The sequence below is a fragment of the Ignavibacteriota bacterium genome, assembly GCA_019637995.1.
In the GTDB taxonomy this organism is placed as follows: domain Bacteria; phylum Bacteroidota; class Ignavibacteria; order Kapaibacteriales; family UBA2268; genus JANJTB01.
Genome location: JAHBUQ010000002.1, coordinates 527,586 through 543,822 on the forward strand (window position 1 = coordinate 527,586; position 16,237 = coordinate 543,822).

A 16,237-nucleotide genomic window follows, 5' to 3' on the forward strand; every position below is an offset into this window, starting at 1 on the left:
GCATTGTTACTGAAATTAATTTCGATTTAAATAAATAAGATACTCATTAATTACGCAATATATATATGAATATATTGTTTATACTACAATTATTAATTTTTACCTAAGTAATTTAATGACAAAATAAAATAATATTACATACTTCTATCTAATTATTTAGCAGCCTATAATAGATATTTTTGTTTCAACTTTACTTATTATATTTTAAGGAGTTTCTTATGTATAGATTTTACTACTACATTTTGGCAGCTATCATTTTGCTGTCAGTCAATCTGCACTCCCAAGGCGTGCAATATCCGGGTGCTCCGGAGGGAGCCGAAATCAAAGAAGCATTTCCGGTAGGACTTTATGAAGTTCCCGGAATGAGTAAAAAAAATAAGGATGCTGACGAACTTCAGTCGTTAAATCCTTACGCTACGACAGTATTCACATTTAATGATATAGTTGTATTTTCATATTTTGATAATACACAAATCGAAGTTTACAACTCAGCTAATGTACTTGTTTCATCATTTACAATTGACTTGGATGAGTACAAAGTATTAACAGTTGCAGAAGGAATTTATCGTGTTGTTGGCAACAAATCATATTCTGTTTTAGTTGGAGACCCTATTTCCACTTATGTTTTAGGCTATTATGCCGTTAATGAAAATGGTTATGGCTTGTCAACCAAACTTAATACTTACATACCAACGTTATACTCAACAGATAAATTCTTGATTTTTGCTTATCAGGATAATACTGAATATACACTTAAGAATCTTACTACGGGTGTTACTATCTCAGCTGGCGTGCTTAATGCAGGTCAGTGGTATGAGTATTCAGGAAGAGGTGTTTTTGTAAGTGTTACTGCCAATAAACCTGTTTCGGCGCTATCATACAATGACCAGGGTTATATGGTGCCATCAAATAACGGCTCTTTTGCTGGAACTAAATTTTACAGTTATGTTGGAACTGTAGGTGGCTGGACAAATGGTATTATTATGACAAGCTACCATAATGATAATAACATTACAGTAAGAAATTTACAAACTAACGCCATAATATGGCAAGGAAATTTGAACGAAGGTCAGGTTCACGCAATTCCAACAAATCAACAAATATTTTTCTCGGTAGAGTCCGACAAAAATATCACACTCGGCAATCATCCTTATGCCGGCTGGAATTGTTGCTATGCATATTTAACAAGGCATATTGACAATGGTGGATTCGGAATTGGCACTTTATTTTATGTACCAACGATTGCTAACAGATTCGATGTATTTTCATTCGAAGATAACAACAATGTTGTTATAACAAGAATGGATAATAATCAAGTAATATTCAATGGCAATTTAAACGAAGGTCAAGGCTATTCATTTACTTCTGTTAAAGCTGTTTATAAAGTTGAAAGTCAGAAAAACATCTCTGTAGTTACAAGCAATAGCGGTAATGCAGGTGCTGACTTTATGCCAATGAACTATTCAACAAATCTCACAGATTTATCAATTACATCTTCAGAGATTTTCTTCAATCCCGACCCTGTTGTAGAAGGTAATCCTATAATTTTAACTGCACAAGTGAATAACTTCTCTCAGGTAGCAGCTACTGATGTCTTGGTAAGGTTCTACCTTGGAAACCCTAATCAAAATGGTATTCAGATAGGAAGTGACCAGATTATTCCGACTCTTGCTGCTAATTCTAATGCAAATGTATCTGTGAACTGGACTGTGCCTCAGGATGCAGAAGGGCAGTACGTTTATGTTTGGATAGACCCACTGAATACAATTACTGAATCAAACGAATCAAACAATCTTGCAAGCCGTGCACTTATTCCTAATGAAGATTTGCAGCCACCATTGTCAATACAGATTAATGCACCATTCGCCTTAAATATATCTGGAAATACTCTGACACCAAATCCATTTGAAGTTCAAGCTGTAATTTTTAATAACGGGACAGTGGCAGCTACAAATGTAGTAGCAGAAATGCTTGCTCTACCTGCCGGCTTGGAACTTGACCCAAGCGGAAGTCCTGCTCTGATTAATGTAGGAAATATCCCAGGAAAACAGTCTGCAACTGTTACTTGGCTTGTTATAGCAAACGGAGATGCTTCAGGTTTCTTAAAATATTCTATGAGATTTGATGCTTCAAATGCCGATGAGAAGCAAGTATCAAGACAAATCAATGTACCTGACAATGTTCCTCCTTCTGCTCCAACAGGACTTCAGGTCGTATCATCTGAAAATGGTACAATAGTATTATCATGGAATCCTAACTCAGAAGCCGATTTATTTGGTTATGAATTATACTATGATAACGACGGCTCAGGAGCACCATACTCAGGCACTGACGCTGATCAGGGAATATCTCCGATAAATGTTGGTAATGTTACTACTTATACTTTGACAGGTTTAGACCCTAACAAAGTTTATTATTTTGCGTTGAAAGCATTTGACACACGTCCGAATTACAGCCCTTACAGCAATGAAGCTATGTCAACACTTGACGCTGCATGCCCTGTTGTTATATTGTCAATGCCTGATAATAATACAAATTTTGAACAGGTTTCACCTATGACTATTGATTTTGAATGGTTGGAAGCTGAAGGCGCTGTTCATTATCAAATTCAAATTTCTACAAATTCAACATTTACGAATGTTATTTATACAAATACTACAAGCGATTTAACTCATGCTCATACACTTCAAAATTATGAATTAGGTTCATATTGGTGGAGAGTTAGAATGTGGAACGGTGATGACTATTGCAACTTCTCACCTGCACGCAGATATAATATTACTGATGGAAATTCTATCAAACTCAATCCTGCTAACGGTTATCTTTGCAAAGGTGAAACAATTCAGCTTGGAGATGCCAATTTGATTGAAGGCGGCTCAGGCGATTATTCAATTTTCTGGCATCCTGCAATACTTGTAAGTGACCCGAATATTTTGAACCCGTTTACCACTTTGAATTTCACTCAAGTGTTTACAGTTACTGTATTTGACAATATTACAGGCGAAATGGCATCTGCTTCACTTACAATATTCGTAAATGAGCTGCCAAACGTTACAGGTCCTTTCCTTGTAAGACATCCAAGAAATACTTCCTTAGACTTAAATACATTAGTTACTACATCAGGTGGAATAGCTCCTTACTTTGCAGTTTGGTATGACCATAATATGAATCAAATAAATGACCCTACTAACGTAATTCCTCCTGTAGGAGCACGTCAATATACTGTTGTAGTCTATGATGACAACGAATGTATGAGTCAATCACACAAAGTAACGATTTATGTTTCACCAAGGAAAGATGGATTTGAAGCTGTTGCAGGCTTGAATAATTCTTCTTTGCTTTATTCATATCCAAATCCTGTTGAAAATATGGTGGAAGTAATTGCCACATTTGCAGAGCCATTAAATAATCTGACAATCAAAATTACCGACATCTTAGGAAATGAAGTTTACAGAAATCAGATGACAAGTGGTCACGAAGCAATACTTAATATAGATATGAGCCGATATTCAAGTGGCGTTTATATGTTGGTTATTGATTCGGGAACTGACATAGTAGTTAAGAAATTGATGAAACAATAATTTCATTTCGAATATTTCTTTTTTTGAAGAAGGGTTTCCGCAAGGAAGCCCTTCTTTTTAATTTTAATCAGGTTCTACTCAACTCGAGACACTAAAACTGCTTGTATCAGCAATAATAATGAAGATGAAATTAGAAATTTTCTACTAAATTTATAACTGAAATAATTCAATGTCTATCAAATCGTTTATACTATATTAGAAAAACTTATAATAATATTTCGGAGATGAAATTGGAATTGACAAAAGAATTATTGTATGACGAAATCGGAAAGATAAATGATTCAGATTTGGGAGTAACATTAACCGATCTAAATGCCATCAGCAGCATATTAATAAATGATACAGCCGTTCAGATTTCTGTAAATTTAATTCAGCCGATACAGTGGATTTATGCAGATATAAAAAGTGAAATCAAACGCAAACTTGACGAGCTTGCACCTGACCATATCCACGAAATTTTTATTAATGAAGCTGATACACCTAATACCGGAAGGCAAAGTCTTTCAGGCGTTAAAAATATAATAGCAGTTGCCTCAGGCAAAGGCGGCGTAGGAAAATCATCAATTGCTTCTAATTTAGCAGCAGGACTATCTCTTAGCGGGGCAAAAGTTGGTATTATAGATGGCGATGTCTATGGACCGAGTCAGCCTACAATGTATGGCGTAACAGAAGAAAGGCTTCAGGTGACAACCCTTCCTGATGGCACTCAGGCTGCACTTCCTATTGAGCAGTTCGGAGTTAAAATTGCCTCTATGGGCTTTGTGATTAACCGTGATGAAGCTGCCATAGTCCGCGGTCCAATGCTTGCAGGTTATTTCTCTATGCTTTTTGAACAGGTAGCTTGGGGCGACCTTGATTTCCTTGTTTTTGACCTGCCTCCCGGCACTGGCGATATTCAACTAACTCTGACCCAAAAAATCCCACTTACCGGTGCTGTTATTGTTACAACGCCTCAGGAAATTTCACTTGCTGATGTCAGACGAAGCATTACAATGTTCAATCGTGTTAAAGTTGATGTTATAGGTATCGTCGAAAATATGAGTTACTTCACGCCCGACGATATGCCCGATAAAAAGTACTTTATCTTTGGTGAAGGCGGCGGAAAAAAAATTGCAGAAGAATTCGATGTAAATTTATTAGGACAAGTTCCACTCAATATCTCTATGCGTGAAGGAAACGACGGTGGTATGCCTGTGATTCTATCCAAAGAAGGTGGCAAACAAAAAGAAGTTCTCAAAAATATCACTGCAAATGTTGTTAAGGGAGTAAGACAGCTTAACTACGCAAAAAGTAAAATTTCTATGCCAACAATCGAGCTATAATCGTGAATTCACCACTAAGACCGAAAGTTGAATCTATTTTGGAAAAACTACGTCCTTACCTTCAATTAGACGGTGGGGACGTAGAATATGTGCATTATGAAACTGATACACGCACACTTGTACTAAGACTTCTTGGTAACTGCTCAGGATGCCCAATGGCTCTGATGACACTTAGAGGCGGGATTGAAAGATTCATTCTCAAGGACATTCCTGAAATACGCAGAGTAGAAAAAATTTAACAATATCTTAATTATTTTGAAAATATAATTTTGCAGATTCAAAAAAAAGTCTTATTTTTGTAATTCCTTTTCGGGGACATAGCTCAGTTGGTCTAGAGCACCTGCCTTACAAGCAGGGGGTCGGGGGTTCGACTCCCTCTGTCCCCACACAAATAGAAAAAAAATCCTGTAAAAGCTAAATTAAAAAAGCGTTTACAGGATTTTTTTATTTTTAGTGAAAAACTAACCTTATCACTTTTTTGATAGAATATCATTAAAAACAAAGAACTCAATTTTTTTTTAAATCAAAAGCTCCAATATAAACCGCTGTGAGATTTTTATCGAAAGTTTTTTCCTTACCAATCGTAAGAATAAGATGAACAATTGATTTATAAATATCCACCCTCCCTTTTTTTGATTCAGCCAAAAACAAGATATTCATTTTTTTCAAATGTAGGGCAAATGAGCCTAACTTTTAAAGTGTGGCACATATTCAGCTTTTAAAGTTTTACAAAATTATTTTTGCAGTCAAAATTATGAAATTAGTCTTATGCCACTTTCAGAATATTATTAGTTATATCTTAAAAAAAATATTAATAATATTAATAATAAATAGTTGAAATAATAATAAATTATTTGGTTTATAATAATTATTATTATAATTTTGTATTAGATATCAGACAAATAATTTTAGACTTTTGATTTTGCTAAATAATATGTATTTAATTGAATTATCACATATGGAGATTTGATTATGCTTTACAATTACAAACTAAAGATTTTTAAGAGCTTAGTTTTTCTGATTGTATTATTTATCTCAATCGGAAGCAGCTATTCTACTGACCTTACAATAGGTAGGGTTTTATTACCTGATTCTGTTTTTGCAGGAATCGAATTCAAAATACGATTAGAACTTGCGAATATTAACATATTATCAGCTGAGAATTATGATATTAAAACTTATATTCAAGACTCATTTGGTAATCTTGAATATTCATATGAGACGAAAGGTCCAAGAATTGACCCTTTCAGTGAAATCATTCTTGAACTTGACAAAATGCCCAAATTATCTCTTGCCGGTACATATAAAATAACAACTCTTGTTGATTTCATAGATGATATTGATAGAAGTAACGATACTATGCCTGTATTTTTCAATGTTTATGATAGACCCAATGAGCAACCGCAATTAAAGTTCAATTATTTTGCTCATGTTTATGAATATCCCTTAGGAATGCCCGACTATGGTTATGGAAGTCTCAGAATAAGTTATCCGCCGTTTGATAAAAATAAATTCTTTAATGTATTTACAAGTATGGATACAAGTGGTACCAGCGAACCTGAATGGATTGTACAAAACTCAATTTTACCTAAAAGAGAAGACAGCACTTCTTTTGATATACATATTGATTTATCGTGGTATCCTGATAAGACATACAAATCAAAGTTTTTCACATATTTTACTGTTGCTGATACATCAATAATTGACTATAATGATTATGATTTTGATTGGGCAGAGATTGAACTTTTAATTGATACATTAAATATTTCAACAGGCGTATTAGGTTTGAATGATACAATATTAAATTCAAGTATTAATTTCACTCCATCAACACCAACTTCAGCACCAATTGAAAGTTTGGTTTACAGAGGTTGTACAATTCCAAATATTGATTTGGATTCTTCAGCACATAGAGCCGGTTCAACACCGGGATACGCCGGCGATTGGAATGCATGTGCTCCTGCTTCTGCCGCTAATAGTATGCAATGGCTTGAGAAAATTGAACCAAAAATAAATTCAAAATTAAGCCATAGAGAAAAGCTTGAGGATTTAAGTAAATTAATGGGACGCCCGGATAATGAAGGCGTATATATTAGAGAATTTATTGAAGGCAAGTTAGCATTTATCAACAAACACAAACTACCCATAAGAGTGAAGTTTCAGGTAAAAAATTTGAATGAAGATGTTGATTCGCCTGATAAAATCTCAAACGATGCTATTAACAAAGGAAATGGTTCTGCACCAAGTTGGGATTTTCTTCTGCAGGAAATGAAGGATGATGAAGATGTAGAATTGTTTCTTGAATATCATAAAAAATTTGGAAATCAAGATATTATTACCGGTCGTCATGCTGTTACTCTAAGTGGTATGAGCGAAGGTGGAGGTAAAAAGCAGTTATGGTATAAAGATGACCTAAATCAGAACAAGCCCGGAGGTATGAGAGAACCAAAAAACGAATGGCAGGTATTAGAGGATGGTACGCCTATTCTGAATGAACCGTTTGTGGTGAATGATACAACTTTCTATACTACTATTTTTGCTGGTGTTTCTGAAAGCTATGATTCAACAGTCGTTTTCAAGGAAAAAGGATATCTTGAAAGAGGTTATGACGGAATTAAGAAATTAGGAAGGTGGTTGTGGAATGAAGAAATTGTCGAAGCCGGTAACCCTAACCCTGAGTATATCAATATTGTTGGCAAAGAAACACCATCTTCACATCCAAAATGGATACTAAGAAATTACCCTTTATATCCTTTAGAATCTGACACTTTACGCTTTGCTTATTTTGATTTAAGCAATTTTACAAATGCTTTTAATGATTTAGTAGATTCTATTCAGTTTAAAATAATATATTCTGATAATACAATTCAACAAATGCCAATGGTAGATGAAAATGATTGGTTCTATTACAGTTTCGAAACAAATAACACTTTACCGGACGAATCTTCGATTGATAATTCCGCTCCAATTTTGAATATTGACCTGAGTTCCAATCTGTTTCCTGATTATATAAGCACTACACCTGAAATCAGCGATAGTATTTTCATTAGTGATTTCAGTACTTATATTGATTTGGATAATAGCAGCTACAATTCAAATACAGTACAGAATTATTTGGGTGATGCAAATGCTTCAGGCTTGAGTAGTCTTGCAGGAATACTCAAATTGATTGAGAAAAATCATTCTCAAATTCAGCTTGGAATGGACTCAAGAGAAATCCTTTATTCACTTAGCCGCAAGTCAAATCGTGAAAATAACAAAGGCTTGAACAGAGAAAGTCTTTTGCAGTCATGCTTACTTTTTTTGGAAGATAAACAATTACCGATTAGTATTCATTTCCAAAGTTTAAGAAAAGCGACAGAGAATGTATTTTCAGGCGGAATATTCAATAATTCAGCTGAAAATATGACTCCAGCCAACGGAATACCCGATTGGAAATGGATTTTCAGCAAAATGTCTGATGAAAACAGATTCTCTATTGTTGAACTTGCCTGGTATGACCACAATGGAAGAAAGTATGGAACTTGGGCTACTATTACCGGATTAATTGAACAGAACGGAGTGAGACTAATTCGCATTTTCAAAGATTGGAATGCTAATGAAACCAATGGTTTAGCTTCTTCATTTCTAACTTTGAATAAAACTGATGAAGATCATCTTTATATAGTTGAATTATCCGACATTGAAAGTAAATGTATAATTGAATCTTTTGTTACAGTTGCTTATGATCCAACTGTAATTTATACTGATGTCAAAGATAATCTTTCACGCAATGAATATGAACTGAAAATTATTCCTAATCCCGGGCATGGAAATCAATCAATTAATATTGAAGTGAATGTCAAACAATTTAGCTTAAATGAAATTGCACTATACAGTTTGCTAGGAGAAAAACTTGAAGTGATATACGAGGGTGAGCTTTCTGGTCAGAAACAGATTATTAATTGGAACCCTGCAAGCAGATACCCGGCAGGTGTTTACTTAATAAGACTAAAAGGAGCTTCTAATTCAATTTCGACAGTTTTTGTAATAGAATAAGAGTCTTTGACAGCTTATATTATGTTCCTGTATTAAAAAACAATATTGATTTTAATACAGGAACTTTTTTTATTCGTGAAATTAGATAATTAGAATATTAAAAAGTTGCGATTTACTTCTGTTGAATTTGTATTCTTCTCAATGTCGTATCATAACATCCGTTCCCGATAATTATACTCACAAATATCATGGTCTAAATGCAACTTTAGAGGGCATATAAGAATCAATAACGAATTTAATGCATTAATTAATTTTATTTTATCTTATGACAAATTTTATATATTATTTATACTATCTTAATAATTAAAATAATTAATTTTATTATTTGTCAGTACATAATAGAGTTTTACTGTTCATTGTCATATTTATTGACAAATGTCATTTCGTTTTTTTTCCTCATAAATTTTCGGAGTAATTTTATGAAAATTTGTACAAGTTTAATCAAAAAAAGTAAGCTATACTTATTTGCATTGATGTTATTATTAATAGCAGGTATAGATTCTTACTCCCAGTCCTGGGTTGCTGAAGCACAACAGGAAGGGTTCATTCTAAAAAAGGTGGTTAGTGATACCACTATCGCTACGGGACAACCTTTTAGTTATACAATATATTTTACCATTCCTGCCGGAGCAACAAATGTTACCATTACTGATGCTCTCCCAAGTTCACTAACCTTTTTGGGACACTCAATAACCGGTGCTTGCGGAACTCCTACAGTTACAGCTCCTGCAATTAATGCAATGGGCGGAACATTTTCAGTAAGCTGGGCAAGTTTGCCGAGTGGCTGTACGGGCTCATTTACAATAAGTGTAGCATTCCCGAATGGAACTACCTGCCCCGGAGTAAGTGCAAGAAATAATGTTTGTATGTTCGGTACATTAGCGGGCAAAACTTATGAATTTTGCACTCCTTACGTATCAACATCCGCAATCGCTACAAATCCATGGGGAATAAACAAATATCCGCTTGGAGCAGCATGGCAGGGCGGCAATTGTCAATATTTAACAGCAAATGATACAATTACCTATCAGGTTTGTGTTTACAAATCAGTTGGTACAACCGGACAGCTAAATCTTGTTAGCGGACTTGTTACCGATACTCTGCCTGCAGGAGCACAATTAGTCAGCTCAAACTGCGGAGCTACACAATCCGGCAATATCATAACCTGGAATGTAGGGAATATGAGTGCAAATCAGCCCTATAATACTGTTTGTTGCCAGTTTGTCGTGTATTATCCGATAGCTCTATTTCCAAATGGCTCTCTAATTACTAATAAAGCAACTTTGAGCGGAAGCCTAGGAAGTATAAATCAACCCTGTAGTAATTTTACTTTACAAAGCAATACAACTTGCGTAGAGAAAAAATCCATTACAAGCGGCTCGGTTAGCAAATGGGTATATACAAATCGTCAGCCCGGATGCGCCGGACAATACCTGATTTACATTTGCAACACTGGTACAACTCCAATTACTGTAAATGCATTGGATACACTACCAACATCACTATCTAATTATAGTATTAGTGGTGTATGGAATCTTACTGCATCAATAACAGGTGGAATTGCAACAATTTCAGGCACACTTGCACCGGGTCAATGCGGATATGTATATGTTGCATTTACAATTCCTCAGACTATAACAGTAGGCTCGACTGTTACAAATTGTGTTACTGTAACCATTACAGGTCAAACTCCAATTACAACTTGTAATTCATTTGTTGTTGATACTCCTGCTCCAAAACCTTGTGTTTGGAAAGAAGTATGTAACAAACAAACTGATTACACACCCGGCTCAATATTCCGTTACAGACTGAGAATTCAAAATATTGGTGGAATGCCGATTACAGGCGCTACTTTAACAGATGTTCTTAATCCAAATCTGGAATATGTCGGAAATCCATCATATTATATAAGCAATACCTGGAATACTCCTTGTACAAGCTCGCCTGCAACACCTTGGACAGGTGTAAATCTTTCTTACAATGCAGGCACAAATACAATCACTGCTCTTTTAGATACTATTCCGGCAACCTGCCAGAATATATTCTATGCTCAGTGTGGTATGTATGGCACAAGCGGCGTTCCGTTTTATTTCATAGAAGTTGATGTTAAGGTAAGAGATACTTCTGCTCTTGGCAGCATACCTAACTCGTTCTCACTGAGTGGTGGCTCCTTAGGATCTACCCCAACGACTTCCAATATTGATTATATATTAGTTACAGGTGTTGTAGGATATAATCTCGAAAAGGGAATCAAGAAACCATCTGATACCAATTATGGTACGAGTACGACAACAGCCGCCGGCTCTACTGTCAATTACCGCCTGAAAATGAATTCATCCGGTACTGCGGCTTTACGTCATGTTACTTTTGTGGATTTACTCCCGCTTGATAACGGAACAGCAGATTCGAAAATCCTGATTGGTTGTGCTTCACGTGGAAGTCAGTTCGATATTCCTTTCAGTAGCTTTACAACGGCATCGCCAACAGTTGCTTCGTTCTGGAATAATACGGCAGCAACACAGGCAAATGTGAATCTCTGGACTCCGACAGGAGCACCCGGAGCATCATTTACAAACAGTTGCGGTACTGCCGGGTCGTGGAGTTCAGGTGCTTGGGCGGCAAACCAGAAGAATCTTGGTGCATACTTCGGCTCGAATGCTATTGGTGCAGGCGGAGCTACAATTGATTTCGACGGACTCATATCATCAACTGCAAAAGCAAATGAAACTGCTTGTAATTCATTTGCCGTAAGCGGATGGACTAAGCACTTAATTCAGAGTAGTATTCCTACTTTCCAGCTTGCCGGACAGCTTGAGTCTCCTTTGGCTTGTGCTACCATTGATACAGTAGTAACACCTGAACCATGTATTAAAGTGGATAGAATGAAAATAGAATGTGCCGGCTTAAATGCAGATGGGAACCAAAATTACGGCATTAGTCTTGTGGCTAATAGTTGTACTCCGGCTACTTTACTAATCAGCTCGCCTGATGGTACATTCTCACCTGCTTCGTTTACATTTGCTTCAAGCCCATGGACGATGAATACAACATTAACTTACACTTCAACAAATAATCCGATTATGATTTATTATACTCTGATTTGTGAAAATGAAGTTTGTCGTGACAGCATTATGCTTGATGTTCCTCATTGCGATAATACTACTCCTGTAGAAAAATGCTGCGAGAAGTTCACAAGCAAATTTGAGAAACCATCAATTCAAACTAACAACTCTACCGGATTTGTCGGGCTTAGCTTCGGTATGTCAGCCGGACCCGCTCCTATACAGAAATTTTCTGCTACAATTGTAAGTGCACAATTGCGGAGAGTTTGTAATAACAGCGTTGGAGCTTGGACAAGAATTTTCGGTGATATTACCGGAGGAAGCCTTGTTACACCGCCTGCCGCCGGACCACAACTTCTTTCAATATTCAGCCGTGAAGCTATTTGGGGACCGGGTGAATGTGTTGACTGGACACGAGGAGCAAATGTGGATTTGAAAATGATTTATCCTCCATTCAGCGGTAACAAATTCTGCAGAGATACATTAATGTTCAAAATCAGGTATTCATTTACAGATTGCGAATGTAATACATGCGATACATTAATCACTTATACAGTTGTACGCAAAATGACATTCCTTCCATGGGATTGGGATCTTGGCGACATCAAACTTGGTGATTTGAAAAACAAGCTTGGCAGAGAGCGTGCTTTCCAAAGCGATGAACCTGCTTCAACAAGCATCGTAATGGATAATGCTAATACGGGTGATTTGTGGATTATCAGCCCGGATGATGCCGAAAATAATACCATAATTACCGGCGTAGAATTACGTTCTCATATTGTTCCTTTGCTATCACTGTCAAGTGAAGGAAATCAGGGCTATATAGAAGGTGATGTTGCTTACATTCCTGTGAATATTGTTCGCGGTCAGTCTCGTTCCATTAAATTGTCTTTCGATAACAAAGCTTCGGTTATGCAGTTCCCTGTTATAGTTCGGTACATTTATCAAATTGAAAATAATGACGAAGTATTCTATACAGACCAAATTGAATACATTGCACGAGTACCGGATGCAACACAGGATAGGATGGATATTGACATTGCAACGCGTCCTGAGAAAGTCAGTACTTTCGCACTGTATTTCAGCAATACTAATGGTTACAAAGAAAGTATAGCCGCAATCGGTCTAAAACCTGCAAATGGTATGAAGGTGCTTGCAATTGGTCCTGCCAACATTGATGGCGAAGATACTTATATGATTCCACGCAAACAGGATGACGGCTCGTATATCATCACAAGTGCTGGTGGAACGATTGGAGTTCCGGCAACTACAATGGTCAAACCGATTTACATAACTCTTTCAGGTGTACCTGAAGATAATGCTACAGTTGAATTTACAACTTACGATATTAACGCAAATGCTATATCTATGGGCTCGATAGTTTTATCAAATCCAATTTCGAAGGTATTCAGCATCGAGACCGGAAATAATTCAGGCGTTGATATTACATCTATAGTACCGAATCCTGCAAGTGGTATTGCAACTATTACTTTCACATCCGAGCGGACAATCAGAGGTGCAAAACTCAGCATCATGGATGTTCTTGGACGTGAATTAATTATACTTACAGATGATATGTCCGTTCTGGAGCGTGGCATTCATGTACAAACTGTAGATGTCAGCAAACTAACTGCCGGCATTTACTATGTAACACTTCAAACAGCAGACGGTACTGTCTCGAAAGCGATTTCGATAGTTCGTTAATTCTGCGAAGATTGTTCAATAATATCAAGCCGCCTGATAGCAATATCGGGTGGCTTTTTTTGTTTATGAAGTTTTAGAGGGCTGGGTTCCAGATTTCGACTTTTATCTCGAAGAGATTATATTGTGGTAACTTATGAGTGCTGACAATATGATTAATCTGCAGTCATTGCTTAATTGTATAATTTAAACAAAATTAATAAATTTTTGAAGAATCAATTGTTGAAATTATCTAATATTGTCTAATTGCCATCTGATATATAACGTCAACGAACCATCTGGATACGCATATTCTTCCAGCGCTTCAAGCAATTTCTTATTATCTTTGTCCTCTGAATATTGCTCAAACAACTTGTTAATTTCAATTTTGTGCTCATCAGTTAATTCTGTTATCATTAAATCGCCTTTTTATTAGTTATTTTAAAATGTCAAACTAGCTTTTTCAAAATTAAGTAAAATCTTTTTTTTAAGTAAATAAGTTTTCAAACAAGAAATTTTTTTCGTTTTTTTTATCATTTTCTTTCCCTTTTCTCTCTGTGAAATTGGTTTTTGTGGTGTCTTGGTCTTTTGTTTTGCTATACACATACAACTCTTTCAGAGTTGAAACCCGTCCGTAGCCATCTGCTACATTATCTATTAATGGTACGCTACTAAGTAGCTATTCCTAATTCATAACCATTTACTGTTAATAGTAAGCAACTTCAATAATTTATTTGCAACATAATAGGTGCACTACATATTATAACTCAAATATTATGAACATGCTTTTAAGCAAATCAAGCGGCTCAGACTGACAATACTCTGTGTCAAACTGAGCCGCACAGATGAAGCATAAATATATACTACTAAACGGCTCCTTCACATTTCAAAACTGAAGGAATTGTTTGGAGTAAGATTTTTATATCCATATAAAGGGATAAATTATCAATATAATCGAGGTCGTAATCAAGCATATCAAGTATTGTAGCAGAATGTGCACGATTTTTTATTTGCCATAATCCTGTCATTCCCGGCTTTACAACTGTTCGCATTTCCAAAATATGCGGATATGCTGATAAAAAATATCTGATTACAGGTCTTGGTCCGACCAGGCTCATATCGCCTTTTAGTACGTTAAACAGCTGAGGAAGTTCATCAATACTTGTTCTTCGGATATATCTTCCAAATGGTGTAACTCTTGGGTCAGCGTCAGATTTTATATAAAAACCTTTCTTTCTTTCATTTTCGGAAACAAATTTACTCAAGTCATTATTCTCAGCTACATACATTGACCTGAATTTATACATAGTAAATTCTTTGCCGTACATACCGATTCTTGTTTGCCTGAAAATAGCAGGACCGGGTGATGTAAATTTTATAATTAAATAGATTGCTGCCAGAAATGGCAGAAAAAGTATGATTAGAAAGAATGCTGCAGAAAAATCGAATACTCTTTTCAGAGCAATGTACATATCTTTGCTCTCAACAGCCTGCCTAAGCTCTAAGATTTTTTGCGGCTCTACACCATGAACTATATCCATAAATCCTCCAAAATTAACAAGAGAAAATTAGTTATGATGTATATATTTATATAAGCAAACTGCCGATTATCAATAAAAATAATTAAGTATTTTTATCAGCTATATATGCACTCCAAAAAAAAGTTTTAAAAAAATGTTTTCTGTTTGTACTTACAGTAACACACAAAATTAAAAAAAATCGCATAAAAAATAAATTAATTTATTTTAATACGGTGTAACCCGCTCCAGTTCTTGCCTGTGAGGAAAATATATTTTTCATTTTTATCAAAAGCAATACCATTAAAAACCTCAGCAAAAGGATTTCCTTTTTCAAATTTTCGGAGCTCAGAGAAATCTATCACATTTTCAATTGCTCCTGTTACAGGATCAATGATAGCAATTCTGTCTTCGCCATACAAATTTGCCCAGATTTTTCCCTCAATAAATTCAAGCTCATTTAAAAGCGAAACAGGTCTTGAATTATAAGAAACCGGAAGGGTTTTGACAACCTGCCTCATTGCCGGGTCAATGAATCTCAGAAGATTTGTTCCATCGCTCATTATCAGATGTTTTCCATCATCAGTTATTCCCCAGCCTTCACCATTATATGAAAATGTATTTTCAATTTTGAATGTTTCAAGATTGATAATGAGACATAGTCGTGATTCCCAGGTAAGCATATAAATTTTATCTTCAAAAATAGTGATTCCTTCGCCGAAATATGAATCAGGTATTGATACATTTTTTAATATCTGTCCAGTTTTGGGGTTTATTTTTCTAATTGTAGATTTGCCATAGTGCCCGGTTGACTCGTATAAATATCCATCGTAAAAAACAAGTCCTTGAGTATATGCAGTTTTATCATGCTCAATTGTTTCTATCAGCTCCCATTCTAAAGTTGGTGGCAATTTTACTTTTTGAGCAGTTTCGATAGGTTTATTATCAGCAATAACCTTGTATTGATTATCAATTTCTCTGCTTCCACAGGAAATAATTATAAGACTGAATAAAATAATAGACAGGAATTTCAGCAT

9 protein-coding genes and 1 tRNA gene are annotated in these 16,237 nt (G+C 35.6%); 6 read left to right on the forward strand and 4 right to left on the reverse strand.

Going from position 1 to position 16,237, the window contains the following annotated elements:
* Window positions 1-218 precede the first annotated feature (218 nt).
* From KF896_08215 to KF896_08230, 4 genes are all read left to right on the forward strand, one after another.
* Complete coding sequence (locus tag KF896_08215; GenBank protein MBX3043687.1) at window positions 219-3,581, forward strand: T9SS type A sorting domain-containing protein; 3,363 nt, start codon at window positions 219-221, stop codon at window positions 3,579-3,581.
* A 230-nt stretch (window positions 3,582-3,811) separates the two neighbouring features.
* Complete coding sequence (locus KF896_08220; GenBank protein MBX3043688.1) at window positions 3,812-4,903, forward strand: Mrp/NBP35 family ATP-binding protein; 1,092 nt, start codon at window positions 3,812-3,814, stop codon at window positions 4,901-4,903.
* Between the two features lie 2 nt (window positions 4,904-4,905).
* Window positions 4,906-5,142, forward strand: a complete 237-nt coding sequence (locus KF896_08225; GenBank protein MBX3043689.1) for a NifU family protein — start codon at window positions 4,906-4,908, stop codon at window positions 5,140-5,142.
* Window positions 5,143-5,214: 72 nt separating this feature from the next.
* Window positions 5,215-5,289 (forward strand) — tRNA-Val (locus tag KF896_08230).
* 121 nt (window positions 5,290-5,410) lie between these two features.
* On the opposite strand, the gene KF896_08235 is transcribed toward KF896_08230, so the two are convergent.
* Window positions 5,411-5,563 (reverse strand): hypothetical protein, encoded by a 153-nt coding sequence (locus KF896_08235; protein MBX3043690.1) that lies wholly within the window; start codon window positions 5,561-5,563, stop codon window positions 5,411-5,413.
* A gap of 312 nt (window positions 5,564-5,875) precedes the next feature.
* Between KF896_08235 and KF896_08240 the strand changes: the two genes are divergently transcribed.
* Complete coding sequence (locus KF896_08240) at window positions 5,876-8,941, forward strand: T9SS type A sorting domain-containing protein (protein ID MBX3043691.1); 3,066 nt, start codon at window positions 5,876-5,878, stop codon at window positions 8,939-8,941.
* Window positions 8,942-9,360: 419 nt separating this feature from the next.
* Window positions 9,361-13,707: a T9SS type A sorting domain-containing protein gene (locus tag KF896_08245; GenBank protein MBX3043692.1), complete on the forward strand. Its 4,347-nt coding sequence runs from the start codon at window positions 9,361-9,363 to the stop codon at window positions 13,705-13,707.
* A gap of 225 nt (window positions 13,708-13,932) precedes the next feature.
* Here KF896_08245 and KF896_08250 read toward each other — a convergent pair whose 3' ends face one another.
* The 3 genes from KF896_08250 to KF896_08260 all read right to left on the reverse strand — a co-directional run bounded on the left by KF896_08250 (window position 13,933) and on the right by KF896_08260 (window position 16,237).
* Window positions 13,933-14,100, reverse strand: coding sequence for a hypothetical protein (locus tag KF896_08250; protein MBX3043693.1), 168 nt, complete (start codon window positions 14,098-14,100; stop codon window positions 13,933-13,935).
* A 449-nt stretch (window positions 14,101-14,549) separates the two neighbouring features.
* Window positions 14,550-15,224: a sugar transferase gene (locus KF896_08255; GenBank protein MBX3043694.1), complete on the reverse strand. Its 675-nt coding sequence runs from the start codon at window positions 15,222-15,224 to the stop codon at window positions 14,550-14,552.
* 194 nt (window positions 15,225-15,418) lie between these two features.
* The gene (locus KF896_08260) at window positions 15,419-16,237 is read right to left on the reverse strand and encodes a glutaminyl-peptide cyclotransferase (protein ID MBX3043695.1); all 819 of its coding nucleotides are present in this window, start codon (window positions 16,235-16,237) and stop codon (window positions 15,419-15,421) included.